The sequence below is a fragment of the Desulfobulbus propionicus DSM 2032 genome (assembly GCF_000186885.1).
GTDB classification, from domain to species: domain Bacteria; phylum Desulfobacterota; class Desulfobulbia; order Desulfobulbales; family Desulfobulbaceae; genus Desulfobulbus; species Desulfobulbus propionicus.
On the sequence record NC_014972.1, the window covers coordinates 904,161 to 920,882 of the forward strand.

General features: G+C 62.1%; 12 protein-coding genes. 10 read left to right on the forward strand and 2 right to left on the reverse strand.

Going from position 1 to position 16,722, the window contains the following annotated elements; all coding sequences use genetic code 11:
- Positions 1-14 precede the first annotated feature (14 nt).
- From ispG to rph, 5 genes are all read left to right on the forward strand, one after another.
- On the forward strand, positions 15-1,100 hold the full coding sequence (ispG, locus tag DESPR_RS04080) for a flavodoxin-dependent (E)-4-hydroxy-3-methylbut-2-enyl-diphosphate synthase (RefSeq protein WP_015723543.1): 1,086 nt from the start codon (positions 15-17) through the stop codon (positions 1,098-1,100).
- Between the two features lie 63 nt (positions 1,101-1,163).
- Positions 1,164-2,876 (forward strand): proline--tRNA ligase, encoded by a 1,713-nt coding sequence (locus tag DESPR_RS04085; protein WP_015723544.1) that lies wholly within the window; start codon positions 1,164-1,166, stop codon positions 2,874-2,876.
- Positions 2,877-2,915: 39 nt separating this feature from the next.
- Complete coding sequence (locus DESPR_RS04090) at positions 2,916-5,081, forward strand: RelA/SpoT family protein (RefSeq protein ID WP_015723545.1); 2,166 nt, start codon at positions 2,916-2,918, stop codon at positions 5,079-5,081.
- 31 nt (positions 5,082-5,112) lie between these two features.
- The gene (locus DESPR_RS04095) at positions 5,113-5,562 is read left to right on the forward strand and encodes a Smr/MutS family protein (RefSeq protein WP_015723546.1); all 450 of its coding nucleotides are present in this window, start codon (positions 5,113-5,115) and stop codon (positions 5,560-5,562) included.
- Positions 5,563-5,630: 68 nt separating this feature from the next.
- The gene (gene rph, locus DESPR_RS04100) at positions 5,631-6,338 is read left to right on the forward strand and encodes a ribonuclease PH (RefSeq protein ID WP_015723547.1); all 708 of its coding nucleotides are present in this window, start codon (positions 5,631-5,633) and stop codon (positions 6,336-6,338) included.
- Between the two features lie 123 nt (positions 6,339-6,461).
- On the opposite strand, the gene DESPR_RS04105 is transcribed toward rph, so the two are convergent.
- Both DESPR_RS04105 and rlmKL read right to left on the reverse strand, forming a co-directional pair.
- On the reverse strand, positions 6,462-6,962 hold the full coding sequence (locus DESPR_RS04105) for an NUDIX hydrolase (protein WP_015723548.1): 501 nt from the start codon (positions 6,960-6,962) through the stop codon (positions 6,462-6,464).
- Complete coding sequence (gene rlmKL / locus DESPR_RS04110) at positions 6,962-9,166, reverse strand: bifunctional 23S rRNA (guanine(2069)-N(7))-methyltransferase RlmK/23S rRNA (guanine(2445)-N(2))-methyltransferase RlmL (protein WP_015723549.1); 2,205 nt, start codon at positions 9,164-9,166, stop codon at positions 6,962-6,964. Before rlmKL ends, DESPR_RS04105 begins: the two co-directional genes overlap by 1 nt.
- 366 nt (positions 9,167-9,532) lie before the next feature.
- On the opposite strand from rlmKL, the gene DESPR_RS04115 reads away from it, so the two are divergent.
- The 5 genes from DESPR_RS04115 to DESPR_RS04135 all read left to right on the forward strand — a co-directional run bounded on the left by DESPR_RS04115 (position 9,533) and on the right by DESPR_RS04135 (position 16,703).
- Positions 9,533-10,195, forward strand: a complete 663-nt coding sequence (locus DESPR_RS04115) for an ATP-binding response regulator (protein ID WP_015723550.1) — start codon at positions 9,533-9,535, stop codon at positions 10,193-10,195.
- Between the two features lie 112 nt (positions 10,196-10,307).
- Positions 10,308-11,687, forward strand: coding sequence for a sigma-54-dependent transcriptional regulator (locus tag DESPR_RS04120; protein ID WP_015723551.1), 1,380 nt, complete (start codon positions 10,308-10,310; stop codon positions 11,685-11,687).
- 316 nt (positions 11,688-12,003) lie between these two features.
- Positions 12,004-12,408 carry a hypothetical protein gene (locus tag DESPR_RS04125; RefSeq protein WP_015723552.1) on the forward strand — a complete coding sequence of 135 codons (405 nt, stop codon included), beginning with the start codon at positions 12,004-12,006 and terminating at the stop codon, positions 12,406-12,408.
- A gap of 14 nt (positions 12,409-12,422) precedes the next feature.
- Positions 12,423-13,943, forward strand: a complete 1,521-nt coding sequence (locus DESPR_RS04130) for a chemotaxis protein CheW (protein WP_015723553.1) — start codon at positions 12,423-12,425, stop codon at positions 13,941-13,943.
- Positions 13,944-13,988: 45 nt separating this feature from the next.
- Positions 13,989-16,703, forward strand: coding sequence for a methyl-accepting chemotaxis protein (locus DESPR_RS04135; RefSeq protein ID WP_015723554.1), 2,715 nt, complete (start codon positions 13,989-13,991; stop codon positions 16,701-16,703).
- Positions 16,704-16,722 lie beyond the last annotated feature (19 nt).

The following is a 16,722-nucleotide window of genomic DNA, read 5'->3' on the forward strand; positions in this document are numbered from 1 at the left end:
AGAGAGAGACAGCGATGATTGAACGCAAGACAACGCGCCAGATTCATGTCGGGCCGGTGGCCATTGGTGGCGGGGCGCCCATTGCGGTGCAGTCAATGACCAACACCCTGACCAGCGAGGTCGAGGCCACCGTGGCCCAGATTCGACGACTGGAGCAGGCCGGATGCGAGATTATCCGGGTGGCGGTTCCGGATCAAGCGGCGGCCGAGTCCATCACCGCCATCCGTGAGCAGATCACCATCCCCCTGATTGCCGACATCCATTTCGATTCCCGTTTGGCGGTGGCTGCCATGGAGCATGGCGCCCAGGGCGTCCGCATCAATCCCGGCAATCTGGGTGGACCGGACAAACTGGCGCGGGTGGTGGCCGCGGCCACGATGCACCGGGTACCCATCCGGGTCGGGGTCAATTCCGGCTCCATCGAGAAGGATCTGCTCAAGCAATTTGGTTACCCCACCCCGGAGCGCCCTGATGCGCTCATCGAAAGCGCGCTGGGCAATGTCCGTCTGCTGGAAGAGCAGGGATTTTTCGACATCAAGATTTCGATTAAATCCTCGGACACCCTGACGACCATCGCCGGGTACCGCCAGTTGGCGCAGCGGACCGAGTATCCGCTCCACCTTGGGGTTACCGAGGCGGGGGGGCTGATCGCCGGTACGGTCAAATCGAGCGTAGCCCTGGGCATTCTGCTGTCCGAGGGGATCGGCGACACCTTTCGCATTTCCCTGACCCGCGACCCGGTGGAAGAGATTCGGGTCGGCTATGAACTGCTGCGCTCCTTGCGCATCCGCGAGCGCGGTCCCGAGCTGATCTCCTGCCCGACCTGCGGCCGCACCCGCATCGATCTCTTTACCCTGGCCGAGCAGGTGGAGCAGCGGCTGCAGACCATGGAGAGCAACCTCAAGGTGGCGGTCATGGGCTGCGTGGTCAATGGTCCGGGCGAGGCGCGCGAGGCCGACATCGGCATTGCCGGCGGTCATGGGGTCGGCATTGTCTTTAAAAAAGGCGAAATTTATAAAAAGGTTCCGGAGGCGGATCTGCTGCCGGTCTTTCTTGAGGAACTGGAACGACTGGAAGCGGAGCGCAAAACCAAGGCGTGACCGAGACGCCGCCAACCGAACCGTCAACCTTATCCCTGATTTCTATTCGAACGGAGATTCGAGATGCGTTATTCACAGATGCTGTTGCCCACCACCAAGGAAACCCCGTCGGAGGCGGAGGTCGTCAGCCATCAGCTGTTGGTGCGGGGCGGATTCATTCGCAAACTGACTTCGGGCATGTACACCTACTTGCCCATGGGATTTCTCGCCCTGCAGAAGGTGACCGAGATCGTCCGCCAGGAGATGAACCGCGCCGGCGCCCAGGAGATTCTCATGCCCATGGTGCAGCCGGGCGATCTGTGGGAGGAGTCGGGGCGGTGGAAGAAGTATGGTCCGGAACTGCTCCGCTTCCGTGATCGTCATGACCGCGATTACTGCCTCGGGCCGACCCACGAGGAGGTGGTGACCGATGTCGCCCGTCGCGAACTGCAATCCTACCGGCAGTTGCCGATCAATCTCTACCAGATCCAGACCAAGTTCCGCGACGAAATCCGGCCGCGTTTCGGCCTGATGCGCGGCCGCGAGTTCGTGATGAAGGATGCCTATTCCTTTGACGTCGACGATGCCGGCGCCAGTCGCAGCTACGAGATCATGCGCCAGGCCTACCATCGCATCTTCGAGCGCTGCGGTCTGGAATTTCGCGCGGTCGAAGCCGACAGCGGCGCCATCGGCGGCTCCTTTTCCCATGAATTCATGGTGTTGGCCGAAACCGGCGAGGATACCCTGGTGATTTGCGAGTCCTGCAGTTATGCCGCCAATGTCGAGAAGGCAGCCATTGCCCTTGCCGAGGCCGCTCCTTCGATGGAAGTTCTGCGGGAGCTGGTCAAGGTCGAAACTCCCGGGATGAAGAAGGTCGACAAGGTGGCCGAGTTTCTCAAGGTGGAGCCGGCTGCGGTGATCAAGACCCTGTTCTACCTGGCCGACGGTGTGGTGGTGGCGGCCCTGGTGCGGGGCGATCGCGAGGTGCAGTCGGTCAAACTGAAGAACCTGCTGGGCGCCACCGATGTCGAGCCCCTGGACGAGGAGCAGATCTGGCAGCAGACCCGTCTGCCCGTGGGCTATCTCGGGCCGGTGGGCCTGGAGCTGAAGATGGTGGCCGACCAGGAGGTGATGCGCATGGTCAACGCCGTGGCCGGGGCCAACGAGAAGGGCTGCCATCTCACCGGCGTCAATCCGGGCCGCGATTTTACCCCCGATGTGGTCGGCGACCTGCGACAAATCACGGTGAATGACCGCTGCCCCGTCTGCGGCGGCGGCTTGCGGCTCAAGGAGGGTATCGAGGTCGGCCATATCTTCAAGCTCGGCACCAAATATTCCGAGGCCATGAAAGCCAACTTCCAGGACAGTGACGGCCAGGAAAAACCCTTTGTCATGGGTTGCTACGGTATCGGCGTCAGCCGGGTGGTGGCCGCGGCCATCGAGCAGAACCACGATGCCAAGGGTATCATCTTTCCGGTGCCGCTGGCCCCCTTCCAGGTGATTGTCCTCAACCTCGGCCCCAAGGATGAAGGCTACTGCACGGCGGCTGAAGACCTGTACACTCAACTCCGGGCCCAGGGGTTGGACGTGCTTCTCGACGACCGTGACGAGCGGCCGGGGTCCAAATTTGCCGATGCCGATCTGCTCGGCATTCCCTACCGGCTTACCGTGGGCAAGACCTTCGAGAAGGAAGGCAAGGTGGAGATCCGTTCCCGCAAGACCGGGGAAACGCAGGTCCTCTCCCTGGAGGAGGCGACGGCATATCTCGCCGAACGCGTTCACCTGGCTCTTTCCTGATTCCGGAGCTCGCCTCCATCGACTGGAAACCGCGTAACCATGCCGAACATTCAACCGCTTCTCTCCCTGGCTTCCGGGTATTTGCACGGGGTCGACCTGACGCCGCTTGCCAAGGCCTACGAGTTCGTCTGCGAACGCCACGCCGGCCAGTATTACGATACCGGCGAACCCTATGTCGATCATCTCCTGGCCGTGGCTTCGAGCCTGGCCTCGATGAAGCTCGACCTGGACACCATTGTCGCCGGTCTGCTCCACGGCACGCTCAAGGAGCAGGTGGCCACCCATGAGGAACTGAAAAAAAAGTTCGGCAACGATGTCGCCAATATCGTCGATGGCGCCACCCGCATCACCAACGTCCGCTACAACTCGCAGCTGGCCCACGAGGCGGAGAACATTCGCAAGCTGCTCCTGGCCATGGGCGCGGATATCCGCGTGCTTCTGGTCAAACTGGCTGACCGTCTGCAGGACATGCTCAACCTCGATGCGGTCAGGGAGGAAGAAAGGCGGGCCAAGTCACGGGAGACCATGGACCTCTATGCGCCGCTGGCCAGTCGTATCGGTATCGAATGGCTGAAGCGCGAGCTGGAGGATCTGGCCTTCAAGTATCTGCTGCCGGTGGAATATGCTGACCTGACCGCCCACCTGGAGAGCACCCTGGCCGAGCGTCAGGCCTACGTGGACGAGGTTATCGAGATCCTGCACGAAAAGCTGCGGGCCAACAAGATCGTGCCGGTGCGGATCATCGGCCGGCCCAAGCACATCTACTCGATCTACAAGAAGCTGGTGGCCCAACGCATTCCCCTGGAGCGGGTCTACGACAAGGTGGCCTTCCGCATCATCGTCCGCACGGTCAAGGAGTGCTACCAGGCCCTGGGCACGGTGCATGCCGACTGGACGCCGGTGCCCGGACGGATCAAGGACTGGATCAGCGCGCCCAAGTCCAACAACTATCAGTCGTTGCACACCACAGTCGCCGGACCGCACGGCCATTTCATCGAGATTCAGATCCGTACCGAGGAGATGGATCGGGTGGCCCAGGAGGGCGTGGCCGCCCATTGGGCCTACAAGGAGGGGCAGAAGATCACCAGCGGTGATGCCCGGCTGTTCAAGGAGATCAAGAGGCTGGTGCAGTCGCTGCAGGAGGTCGAGGACCCGGGCGAATTCATGGAATCGTTGCGCGGCGAACTGTTCGAACCCGATGTCTTCGCCCTGACTCCCACCGGCGAGGTGCGCGAACTGCCCCGAGGGAGTACGCCGATCGATTTCGCCTATTCGATTCATTCGGCGGTCGGCGACACCTGTGTCGGCGCCAAGGTCAACGGTCAGATCGTCCAGCTCAAGCATGAACTGCAGAGCGGCGACATCGTCGAGATCCTCACCCAGAAGAACCAGCACCCCCGCCGTGCCTGGTTGCAGCTGGTCAAGACCAGCCGGGCCCGCACCCGCATCCGCCAGTACCTGCGACGCGAGGAAAAGGAACGCTCGCTCAAGCTCGGCCGGGAGATCTGCGAGCGGGAACTGAAGAAGTACGATGTCAACCTGCGCGGTCTGCTCAAGAGCGGCCATTTGCGTCTGCTGCTCAAGCAGCTCAACTGCAGCTCGCTGGAGGACATGCTCGTGCGGGTGGGCAGCGGCTCGATCACCGTGCCCCATCTCATCCGGACCCTGCAGCCTGAAGAATTTCGCGAGGCCGAGGAGAAACGGCGGATCGCGGAGATGGTCGAGCGGGCGCAGCGCGCCGCCGAGGAGAGCCGGGCTGGCGCCACCCGAAGCGACATCATCGACATTGACGGCGTCGACAACATGCTGGTCAAGATCAGTCAATGTTGCCGGCCGGTCCCCGGCGATCCGATCATCGGTTTCATCACCACCGGTTCCGGCATCTCGGTGCACAAGGCCGACTGCCACAACCTGCAGGCCACCGATCCCACCCGCTGGCTGGAGGTTTCCTGGGCCGGTTCGCCGCAGAGCACCCACCGGGCCGGACTGCTGATCCGGGCCGAGAATCGCAAGAATCTGCTGGCCGATATCAGTGGCACCATCAGCGCCGACGATGCCGATATCGTCGAGCTGAACGCCCGTACCACGGTGGAAAACATCGCCGAATTGGAGGTGCTGCTTGAAGTGGTCAATCTCAAACACCTGCAGCTCCTGCAGCAACACCTGCTGCAGATGCCGGAGGTGATCGAGGTCCGGCGGAGATAGCAGACGCCGTGTGCGCGGGAAGAGGGGCGTGATGGGAGTGACGCTCTGTTCGGTATGCGGCAACGAGGTTGCACCTGGGCCGTTGCAGTGCCCGTACTGCCAGGCCGCGTGTGGCGTCAACCTGCCACGCCCTGCCGAGGTGCTGCACCGCCAGGTCAATTTGAAACAGGGCATGCCGCTGGTCCAGCAGGCGCTCGATCGCCTGGAAAGTGCAATTCGCCAGAACGCCGCCGAAGGGTGCAAGGTCTTGACCCTGATTCACGGCTACGGTTCAAGCGGCACCGGCGGGGCGATCAAGACCGCTGTCCAGCACCAGTTGCAGTTCCTGCGGCATCAGGGTCGGATCGAGGCGATTATTCCCGGGGAACACTTTGAAGGCCGCTCCGGCCGCGGCCGTCAGTTGTTGCGCCGCTTTCCCTTTCTCGCTGCCCACCGTGATCTCAATCGCGCCAACCCCGGCGTTACCCTGGTCGTACTGTAACCGATAGTCTTACCGTGCCGAGGTGGTCCCGGTGTCATCCAGAGCAATAGATCAACCAAGGAGGATGTATGCGCAGCGGTGAACGTTCGGCCGATGCATTGCGGCCGTTCAGTGTGGAATACGGGGTTCAGCCCCATGCCGACGGCTCGGTGCTGATCCGCATGGGCAATACCCATGTGCTGTGCGGGGTTACGGTGGAGGATCGGGTGCCGCCTTTTCTCAAGGACAAAGGTCAGGGCTGGATCACCGCCGAGTACGGCATGTTGCCCTGCGCCACCCACAGTCGGGGGCGGCGGGAAGCGGTTTCCGGTCTGTCCGGGCGGACCCATGAAATCCAGCGGCTGATCGGGCGCTCCCTGCGGATGATGGTGGACTTGAGCCTCTTGGGCGAGCACACCCTGCGGGTCGATTGCGATGTGCTCAACGCCGACGGCGGCACCCGCTGCGCATCGATTACCGGCGGCGCGCTCGCGGTAAAAATGGCCCTGGCGCGCATGGTCGAGCGCGGTCGATTGCCGGCCCTGCCGCCGTTGCTGCCGGTGGCGGCGATCAGCGCCGGGGTGGTGGCTGGTCAGCCGGTGCTCGATCTCGATTATGCCGAGGATTCGTCCGCCGAGGTGGACGCCAACTTCGTCATGAGCGGCGACGGCCGCTGGATCGAGGTCCAGAGCACGGCCGAGGGCGGACCCTTCCATCCACAATTGTTCACCGCCATGGCGGAACTGGCTGCACGGGGCACTGGCCAGTTGTTTGGTCTATGGGAAACGAGGGGATAAGCAGCTGCGGGGCAGGCCGGGAGGGTGGACGGAGCAGCCAGATATCCATGGAATCGGTGGCCGACTGCACCCAGGGAGGCTGCGTGGGGGAAAATCAGATTTTGGACCAGACCATCCCGCAACCTAGCGCGGCAGCCGCTGGAGCAGTACCAGGCCGTCCGGAGTGACCGGCTCGATCTGATGCAGCTGTTCAATCTGGCCCAAGGGGATAAACCGGCCGTGCTCGATCTCGCTTGCCTGCAGGGTGAACGGGCCGTTGCTGGTACAGGCAAAGATGCGGCCCCAGACGCGGTTGCGATCGTCCTCGTAGTACTGATCAAAGAGGGGGCGGAGTTTGAGTCCTGTTATGCCCAGCTCTTCATGCAGTTCCCGCCGCGCTGATTCCTCGTAGCTTTCCCCGTCCAGGACCACGCCGCCGGCGGCCAGGTCCCAGTAGCCGGGATAAATGTCCTTGTTCATCGACCGTTTCTGGATGAACAGCTCGCCAGCGGTGTTGAAGACCAGGATGTAACTGGCCCGGTGGATGAGGCGTTGCTGGCGCATGATCCGGCGGGTGACCGCGCCCAGGGGAGTGTTGTCACGATCAACGATGGTCACGATCTCGTCGGCGGGATTGGTGAACATCAGCATGCCTCCTGGGGCTCCGAGGGGCTGAACGGGTGACGCATCTCCCAGCAGCGGTGGATGCGGCGGTTGCGCTGGAAATCCAGAGGCACGGTCTGGTCGCTGATTTCGCGCACGTCGAATTCCTGCTCAAGGGTCGGGTCCAGTTTGAACTTGCGAAAATTGGTGGAGAAGATCAGCACCCCGGCCTTGGTCAGATGCTGCATGGCCAGGCGGAGCAGGGCAGGGTGATCGTTCTGGATGTCGAACGTTTGCTTACGGTGGCGGGCATTGGAAAAGGTGGGCGGATCGACAAAGATCACCCCGAAGCGGTCGTGGTTGCGCTTGAGCCAGTCCATGCAGTCGGCCTCGACACACTGGTGCAGCGGTCCGCCAAAGCCGTTGAGCGCCAGGTTGGCCTGGGCCCGACTCAGGTAGGTTTCGGAAACATCCACCGTGGTGGTGGCGGTGGCGCCGCCCATGGCGGCATAGACGGTGGCCGAGCCGGTATAGGCGAACAGGTTGAGAAAGGTTTTGCCGTGGGTCAACTGGCCCAGTCGCGTCCGGGTCAGTCGATGATCGAGAAACAGACCGGTATCGAGGTAGTCGGTGAAGTTGACCAGAAATCGGCCGCCGCCCTCGCGCACTTCGTACAGGGTGCCGGTTCCCGGTTTTTTCTGGTACTGTTGCGCCCCTTTCTGTTTCTGCCGCGTCTTGATAAAGAGCCGGCTGCGGGGCACGTCGAACACGGCGCGGATGACCTGCAGGGCCTGCTGGAATCGCTCCTCTGCCTTGGCGGGATCGATGGTGGCCGGCGGGGCGTACTCCTGAACATGGAGCCATTCCTCGTAGCAATCGATGGCCAGGTTGTATTCCGGGATGTCGCCATCATAGAGGCGAAAACAGGTGATGCCTTCGGCCTCGGCCCACGGCAGGAGGGTGGTGCAGTTCTTGATCAGGCGGTTGGCCAGATCCTCACCGGGGCTGCCGGCCGCCAGGGCGACCGGGGCCCAGCGGTGCACGGCCTTTTCTCCCATCTGACTCTCCTGACCTACCAGCAGCTGGCACTTGATCGGGCCATTGAACAGCCGGTGCCGCTCTTGCCACTGCATGCCGGTCATCTCGGCAAGATCGGGGTTGGCGGTGAAAAAGCCGAGCGTCCAGCCGGAAAACTGGCTACGGAATACCCGGCCCAGGCAGCGGTAGAGATATTTGACCGCCTCTTTTTCCGACAAACGCTCGCCGTAGGGCGGATTGGTCAGCAGGCATCCCCTGGGGCCCGGGCTCTGCAGGCGGGCCAGTTGCCGTTGTTTGATGACGATCACATCACGCAGTCCGGCGGCGATCACGTTTTTGCGGGCCGCGGCCACCACCTTGGGGTCGGCGTCGTAGCCGATGAACTGTGGCCAGGTTTCGGGCAAACTCCGACCTTCGCGGTCCAAGGCCTCCTGGACCAAGCGTTCCCATAACAGCGGGTCATGTTTGTTCCAGGCCATGAAGCCAAAAGTTTTGCGCAGCAAGCCGGGAGCGCTGTCGCTGAGCATCAGGGCCGCCTCGATCAGCAGGGTGCCGCCGCCGCACATCGGGTCAAGCAGGATGGGTTCCGCTTGCCGACGATCCAGCCAGCCCGAAAGGCGGACGATGGCCGCGGCCAGGGTCTCCTTGAGCGGCGCCTCACCGCTGCCGGTGCGATAGCCGCGCCGGTGCAGGCTCTCCCCCGAGAGATCCAGGGAGAGCGATGCGCCGGTACCCTGGACATGGAGGTTGAGACGAATGTCCGGGGCAAAGGCGTTGACATCCGGACGCTTGCCGAACCGTTTGCGAAATTGGTCGACAATGGCGTCCTTGATCCGCAGCGAGGCGAATTGGCTGTGGGTGAGGGAGGCGTTGACCAGGGTGGTGTGGACGGCAAAGGTCTGTTGAGCGGTGAAATGCTCGTCCCAGAGGATGTTGCCGGCATGGGCATACAGGGCGTCCGGATTGGGGGCGTCGAACCGGGCCAGTTCCAGCAGGATGCGCGAGGCAAAACGCGACCACAGACAGGCGCGGTAGCCGCTTTCCAGGTGGCCGCTCCAGGTGACCGCACCGGGATGGGCGTCGATCTGTTCGCCGCCGAAGGAGGCTATTTCCTCACTGACCAGCGGTTCCAGGCCAAAGCCGCAGGTGGCGGTGAATCTCAGGGGCTGCTTTTTCTTTTTTTTCGATGTCGGGCGGATGCGGTACATGAGAATAGGTGTATTGGGGGCAGAACAATCTGTGAGCAATAGACCCGGTTCCGTCGCGGCGAGAGCAACCGGGGGAACGGGCGGGGCGGGAATCGTGCTGGCCGGTGAATATCTTGACAAGGTGTGCCGCCTGGCTGCGACATCCCCTCCGAAGTCCGCACTCCGGGGACACGTCCGCCAGAGGACAGGCGAATTGCCCCGCGCGGCGCTGTCATCCGCCGGCAGGCGCCTCGCAACATAGCCATTCTTGGTGGGGAAGTAAACAAGAACACGATGAGGGATGAGGGATTCGTTGCGCCGACGGCCAAGGTCGCTCTGGTCAGCGCCGCCATGCCACGCCAACGACCGCCGTCTCCGGGAGAGATCATGGACGAGCACAATGCAGCACCACACGCACGCGACACGGAGGACAGCCGGCTCAACCGGGAACACGGGCATGCCCTGCACAATATTTTCAGCATCATAATCGCCAACGCGGAAATGATCGGCGAGGAATCGAGGGGCATGGAGACGCTGCAACGGCGGCTCGACCGGATCATCGCGGCCAGCCGCCGGGGCGAGCAGTTGGTGGACGGGATACGCTCCCTTTCCAAGGCACGGCATGCGCCCCGGCCCGAACCCACGGAGCAGGCATCGCTTCCCACCGTTGCCGACGGGAGATTGGGCCGTGTGCTGATCGTCGACGATGAACCCGATGTGGTGGAGATTCTCCGGAGGTACCTTGAACGGGCCGGGTTGCAGGTTCATGGTTTCATCGACAGCCGCGAGGCCTTGAACGGGCTGCGCCGGGAACCGTTGGCCTACGATCTGGTGATCACCGACCTCGATATGCCGAACCTGGGTGGAATCGAGTTGCGCGAGCAGCTGCGGACCATCCGTCCGGACCTGCCAGTCATCGTCATCACCGGCCATGAAGGGCAGTGTTCCGGGGGGCCGTTCTCGCTGTCCGGTGTCACGGAGTGGTTGTCCAAACCGATCAACCGGAACCACCTGTTGGACACGGTGGGGCGTCTTTTGCCGCCGGCTTGACATTTTCCGGGACAGCCTGTGTAATGGGCGTATGTGGTAGGTGTTGTGGGCAGAGTTTCTTGAAAATGTTAGACAATATTCCATGTTCCCGTGCTGTGGAACCGGAGAATGGATGGCTGAAATCCTGATTATCGACGATGACCCCCTGTTCGCGGAAACCGTGGCCGACAAGCTCGACAGCCTGCGGCACACGTCCCGATGCGCGCACACCTTGACCGCCGGCCTTGCCGCGGCGGTCGAGGGCCGTTTTGACGTGGTACTGCTCGATGTCTGTCTTCCGGACGGCAACGGCCTGCTGGCCATCGATCGGCTGCGTTCCGTGGCCTCGGACCCGCAGGTGATCATCATCACCGGCCAGGGAGATCCGGATGGGGCCGAGCTGGCCATCCGTCACGGCGCTTGGTGCTATCTGGAGAAGAGCTCGATTGTCAAGGAGATCACCCTGCCATTGACCCGGGCCTTGCAGTACCGCCAGGCCCTGAGCGGACAGAAGGCCGTGCTCAAGACGGTGGAGCGCGACCAGCTGGTCGGCGAAAGTCCCCGTTTCCTCCAATGCCTGGATATGCTGGCCAAGGCGGCGGCAGCCGATGCCAGCGTCCTTGTTTCCGGGGAGTCAGGAACGGGCAAGGAGGCCTTTGCCCGGGCCATCCATGCCAACAGCCGCCGCAGGAGCGGCAACTTCGTGGTGGTCGACTGCACCGCCCTGCCGGAACAACTGGTGGAAAGCGTGCTTTTTGGCCATGTCAAGGGTGCCTTCACCGGCGCCGATCGGGCCAATCGCGGTCTGATCCGCCATGCCGACAAGGGAACGCTTTTTCTCGACGAGATCGGCGAGCTGCCGCTGGCCACCCAGAAAAGTTTCCTCCGTGTCCTTCAGGAACGCACCTTTTGTCCGGTGGGCAGCCAGGAGGAGTGTCACAGCGATTTTCGCCTGATTTGCGCCACCAACCGCGATCTGGTGGCCATGACCGAGAAGGGGGTGTTCCGCGAGGATCTGCTCTACCGTCTGCGGGGACTGTCCCTGCACCTGCCGCCCCTGCGCGAGCGCGACGGCGACATCCCCCGGTTGGTGGAACATTTCCTCAGCCGCTTGGTGCAGCGGTATGGCCAGGAGAGAAAAGAGTGCTTGCCCGATTTCATGGACTATCTCACCAGCTACGCCTGGCCGGGCAATGTCCGCGAGCTGTCCCAGGCGATGGAATCCGCCTTTGCCCATGCGGTCTATTCGCCGGTGCTCTTTCCGCAACACCTGCCGGTGCATATCCGCACGGCCCATGCCCGAGCCAACGTTCGCGGCCATGAAACGATCCCGGCCGATGTTCCGAGTTCCGAGGCCATTCTTGCCTGGCGGGAGGCCAAGGATGCCTTTGAGCGCGAGTACACCCAACGGCTTCTCCGCCACAGTGCTGGCAATATCATGGAAGCCGGCCGACTGTCCGGCCTCTCCCGCACCCGCCTCTACCAGTTGATCAGGAAGTTTCAGCTTGGCTGAATCCTTGGCTGGCTCTTCGCTCTGATCGACCCTGCCGCCGGCGCTTGTGTGCCGCTATCTCCTGCTCTACCGATGCAGGCCAGGTCGTGTACCGGTTGTTTGTTCCGAACTGTTCACTTTTCGGCACACTGTGCTTTTTTGTGAACGATTGCCCGCTTGTCGATCCCCATTCATCCCCTCGCCAGATCGGTCGTATCCCGCGCCAACGCCGGCTATCGGCATTTTTCTTCTTTTTGCTCCAGGCGGCATGATCCTTGCCAATGAGGAGCAGCGGACAGGCACATCGCGGTCCGTGGAGAACAGTGAGGAACTATGCATGAACGTGCTGTTGTATGCGGCCAAACAGACGGCAAGCGGTGAACGGCTGAAACAGTCCATCGAGACATTGACGTCCCTGGAATCCCTGACCGATTGCGGGAGCATCGCGGAATTGATCCAGTATCTGCGAAACCCCGATCCGTTGCCGGAAACCGTGGTGCTCCAGGCGACAAGCCATCAGGATTTGCAGGTGTTCGAACCCTTCCGTTTTCGGCTGGAAATGGTGTTTTTTGTTCTGGTGCTGCCGGATGCCGATACAGAGACCGTGGCGCGCGGCCATCAGTTGCGGCCGCGTTTCATCGCCTACCAGGACAGCGATTTCAGCGAGGTCGGCGCCGTGCTGGCCCGGTTGGAATCCCGCCAGGACCATCGTTTTGGCGCCGGCTCTTCGCGCAATCCTTAGACGGGGTACTCCCAATGAGTCAGGAACAACTCTTTGCCTCTTTTCTCCTTGACCGTCAGGCCGATCTCGAGATCGCCCTGCCCGCGGAACAGGTGGTCGAGGCCATGCCCCTCGCGGCCCCGATCCAGCCCTTGCCCACCGGGGCCTTTTTTCTTGAGGGAATCATGCCGTTGCGGGGCGATGTGATCCCGGTAATCAACCTGAAAAAACGGTTGGCCTTGACGGAAACCGCATACGGCGACGATGCCAAGGTGGCAGTGATCCAGTTCAACCGCAAGCGGTACGGCCTGTTGGTGGACGATATCCGCGAAGTGCTGCGGGTTTCCCCCCACGCTGTCCAGCCTCTCGATCCCTTTCTTCTCACCGAGGAGACGGTGATCGTCGACCTGATCAAGCTGGACCAGGGGCGGCGGACCCTGGAGCTGCTCGATCTGCGGCGGCTTTTTCCCACGGGCGGGTCCGGCGTCGACGAGGCCCTTGACCATGACGAGCCGCCACCGGCGGTGCAGCGCAGTTATTCGCAGTTCGTCGTTTTTTCCTGCCGCCAGCAGATTTACGGCATTCCGGTGGGCGATTCGCGGGAGATCTGCTTTTTCAGCGACATTGACCAGACCTTCAAGAGCGGCAAGGTGGAAGGCGCCCTGCAGCTGCGCGGTCAGACCATCCCGGTGCTGTGCAGCGCGACCCTGCTCGGTTGCGCGGAAGAAACGATCACCCCCACCGAGGAGACCCGCATCCTGGTGATGCAGTCGGGGCTTCTGTCCTTTGGTTTGATTGTCGACAAGATCCATCAGATTTTGGTGGTGGCCGACGATGCCATCATGGCCATTCCGGGGCGTCACCTGCCGCATCTGCGGGGCGTGTGCACCTGCGCGCCCTACAACGACATCATGCTGCTCGATGTTCAGGGGTTGATCGGTTCCCAGGCCGACAGAATCAGCGCCATGACGCGGCTGCGCAAGAACAACGGCTCGACCGAGGCGGAGGAGGAATCGGCGGCCCGCCACCTCATCACCGAGCACTGCTATCTCGTGTTTGCCATCGGCAAGCATTATGCAATTGAACTCAAGGATGTGCAGGAAATCATCGGCTGCGGCGATTGCATGCCGATTGCCGGCGATGGCCTGGTGCAGGGAATCATCAACCTGCGTGGCCGGATCGTGCCGGTGATCCGCCTGCGCAACTTTTACGCCTGTCCAGACCACAACGTGGTGAGCCGGGACCCCAGCCCGGAGGACAAGCTGATCATCGGCCGGGCCAATGGCAACCTGGTGGCCTTGCTGGTCGATGAAATTATCACTATCTACAAACAGGAACGGTACCACGCCACCCCGTCGCTCAGGCCTGAGTTGCAGGCGAAAAAGGACACCCTGGACCGGTTGATCGAGTTCATCAACGGCGAGGGGCTGAAGGAGCATGTGCTGGTTGTCAATGTCGCCAATTTGCTGCGTCACCATCTCCTGATCGCGGACCAGGAGACGGTGACGCCCGTGGCGGCGCCGGCGGATTTGATCGATTCGCCGCCAATCAAGTAATCGCGAACACGAAAGGAACAAAGGAATCAGGGAATGGAGGAAACAATGACAACTGGAGCGCAACCACCGATGGGCATGGATCTGACCGTACTGGAGACCTGGGAAGAGCCCGGATTTATGGTCGACGGCAAGCGGATCATCACCTGGGCCAACGCGGCGTTTCTCCAAGCCTTCGGTTTGGAGGCGCACGAGGTGATCGGCAAGATGACCTGCGAGGAGAGCTGTAATCTGCATCTCTGCGGCACCAAGGACTGTCCGGTGGACAAGGCCGGCCGGATGCACAAACCGGTGGCGGCCGAGGCAATACGCAACCACGGTGCCAGCATCCGCTATTACCGTTCACTGGCCCGGCCAGTGGGCGAGGATGGCGGTCAAACCCTGGTCACCATGACCGACATAAGCGACAGAAAACTGCTGGAAGCGCGGTTACGGCAGATGGAAACCGACCTCAACGTCATCCCTACCCCTGTGCTTGAGATTGACGACAAGTTCACCATTACCTTCATGAACCCCGCCGGTGCGGCCGTGGCCGGCCTGACCCCGGACGAGGCCGTGGGCAGGAAGTGCTACGATCTGTTCAAGACCCCCCATTGCCGGACCGAGAAATGCGCCTGCGCGCGGGCGATGAAGACCGATTCGGTTGTTTCCGAGCAGACCATCGCCCGTCCCCGGGACGGGGTGATCGTGCCGATCAAGTACACCGGCGCGCCGATCAAGGATGCCAAGGGCAACATTGTCGGGGCGATTGAATATGTGCTCGATGTCACCGAAGAAAATAAGCAGCAGCGGCTGGCCGAGGAGAAGATCGAGAACCTCAATGCCATTCCCACGCCGATCATGGCCATGGACACTGATTTTACCATCACCTTCATGAACCCCGCCGGTGCGGCCGTGGCCGGCCTGACCCCGGACGAGGCCGTGGGCAGGAAGTGCTACGATCTGTTCAAAACCCCCCATTGCCGGACCGAGAAGTGCGCCTGCGCGCGGGCGATGAAGACCGATTCGATTGTTTCCGAGCAGACCATTGCCCGTCCCCGGGACGGGGTGATCGTGCCGATCAAGTACACCGGCGCGCCGATCAAGGATGCCAAGGGCAACATCAAGGGTGCCCTGGAGTTTATCCTCGACATCACCGAGGAGGCGCGGCAACGCCACGATGCCAACACCAAGATCGAGAACCTCAACGCCATTCCCACGCCGATCCTGTCCATCGACACCGACTATACCATCACCTTCATCAATCCCGCCGGTGCGGCCGCCGTCGGCCTCACCCCGGACAGCGCCATCGGCCGCAAATGCTTTGACCTGTTCAAAACCCCGCATTGCCAGACCGAACGATGCGCCTGCGCGCGGGCAATGAAGTCCGACACGGTGGTCAGCGAGGAAACCATTGCCCGGCCCCGGGAAGGCATGATCATGCCGATCAAGTACACCGGCGCGCCGATCAAGGACGCCAAGGGCAACATCACCGGCGCGCTTGAGTTCGTCCTCGACATCACCGACGAGGCCCGGCAGCGACAGGAGGCCAACGAAAAGATCGAGAATCTCAACGCCATCCCCACGCCGATCTTCTCCATCGACACCGAGTTCGCCATCACCTACATCAATCCGGCCGGCGCCAGGGTTTTGGGGGCGAGCGTCGATGAGTTGATCGGTAAAAAATGTTACAGCCTGTTCAACACCACCCACTGCAACACCGAACACTGTGCCTGCGGCCAGGCGATGAAAAGCGATAGCGTGGTCGCGGCCAAGACCGTGGCCAGGGTCAACGGCCGCGAGATCCCGCTCAAGTACACCGGCGCGCCGATCAAGGACGCCAAGGGCAACATCAAGGGCGCCCTGGAGTTTGCCCTCGACATCAGTGCCGAAACCGGGGTTGAGCAACTGGTGAGCCGGGCCAGTCAGGAGGTGGCCGAGTTGGTGGCCGATTCCCAGCAGCAGATGGAGGAGGTGCGCGGCAACATGCGGTTGATGGGCGATTCGCTCAACCAGGAAGTAATCCGCCTCGACGAGTCGGAGACGACCATTCGCAGAATGCTCGAATCGTCCACCGAAATGCTCGGGGTGAGCGAGCAGGTCAACAAGCTGGCCGGCTCGATGTCGCGCGAGGCGGAAAATGGTCGCAAGGCCGGAGCCGAGGCCGGCGACAAGATGCGGCAGATCAACCGATCGATGCAGCAGAACAACGAGATGGTCGCCACCCTGGTGTCCCAGGTGGAAAAGATCGGCGGCTTTGTCGATATCATCAAGGAGATCGCCTCGCAAACCAACTTGCTGGCCTTCAACGCCGCCATCGAGGCCGCGCGCGCCGGCGATGCCGGCCGGGGGTTCGCCGTGGTTGCCGACGAAGTGCGCAAGCTGGCCGAGAACAGCTCGCGCTCGGCGGTGGATATTTCCAATATCGTCAAGATGGTGGAGAACGACAGCCGGCAGACCATCGCCGCCATGCAGGAGGGCATGCGCATGCTCGATGACGGCTCCCAGGTGATCAGTACCGCGCTTTCGGCCATGGACGAGATCTCTTCCGGCATCATGACGATCTCGACCTCGGTCGAGGACGTCAGCGGCCGAGCCGCAGCCTTGGCTGACCACGGCCACAAGGTGATGGAGCAGATTCAAGCCGTGGTCACGTCCTCCGGCGAGAACCAAAGGACCACGGAAACCGTGCAGACCTCGGTCGGTGACACGGTCAAGGCCCTGGACCGGTTGATGGCCTCGAGCAGTTCGTTGCAAGAGGCGGTCAACAGTCTGTGCAAATAGGGTGCATTCGGCGCGGCCG

What these genes read in the sequence shown, in the direction of transcription:
- DESPR_RS04135 (WP_015723554.1), top strand. Translation starts at nt 13,989, where the DNA reads ATGACAACTGGAGCGCAACCACCGATGGGCATGGATCTGACCGTACTG.
- ispG (WP_015723543.1), top strand. Translation starts at nt 15, where the DNA reads ATGATTGAACGCAAGACAACGCGCCAGATTCATGTCGGGCCGGTGGCC.
- DESPR_RS04105 (WP_015723548.1), bottom strand. Translation starts at nt 6,962, where the DNA reads ATGTTCACCAATCCCGCCGACGAGATCGTGACCATCGTTGATCGTGAC.
- DESPR_RS04125 (WP_015723552.1), top strand. Translation starts at nt 12,004, where the DNA reads ATGAACGTGCTGTTGTATGCGGCCAAACAGACGGCAAGCGGTGAACGG.
- rph (WP_015723547.1), top strand. Translation starts at nt 5,631, where the DNA reads ATGCGCAGCGGTGAACGTTCGGCCGATGCATTGCGGCCGTTCAGTGTG.
- DESPR_RS04115 (WP_015723550.1), top strand. Translation starts at nt 9,533, where the DNA reads ATGGACGAGCACAATGCAGCACCACACGCACGCGACACGGAGGACAGC.
- DESPR_RS04120 (WP_015723551.1), top strand. Translation starts at nt 10,308, where the DNA reads ATGGCTGAAATCCTGATTATCGACGATGACCCCCTGTTCGCGGAAACC.
- rlmKL (WP_015723549.1), bottom strand. Translation starts at nt 9,166, where the DNA reads ATGTACCGCATCCGCCCGACATCGAAAAAAAAGAAAAAGCAGCCCCTG.
- DESPR_RS04130 (WP_015723553.1), top strand. Translation starts at nt 12,423, where the DNA reads ATGAGTCAGGAACAACTCTTTGCCTCTTTTCTCCTTGACCGTCAGGCC.
- DESPR_RS04090 (WP_015723545.1), top strand. Translation starts at nt 2,916, where the DNA reads ATGCCGAACATTCAACCGCTTCTCTCCCTGGCTTCCGGGTATTTGCAC.
- DESPR_RS04095 (WP_015723546.1), top strand. Translation starts at nt 5,113, where the DNA reads ATGGGAGTGACGCTCTGTTCGGTATGCGGCAACGAGGTTGCACCTGGG.
- DESPR_RS04085 (WP_015723544.1), top strand. Translation starts at nt 1,164, where the DNA reads ATGCGTTATTCACAGATGCTGTTGCCCACCACCAAGGAAACCCCGTCG.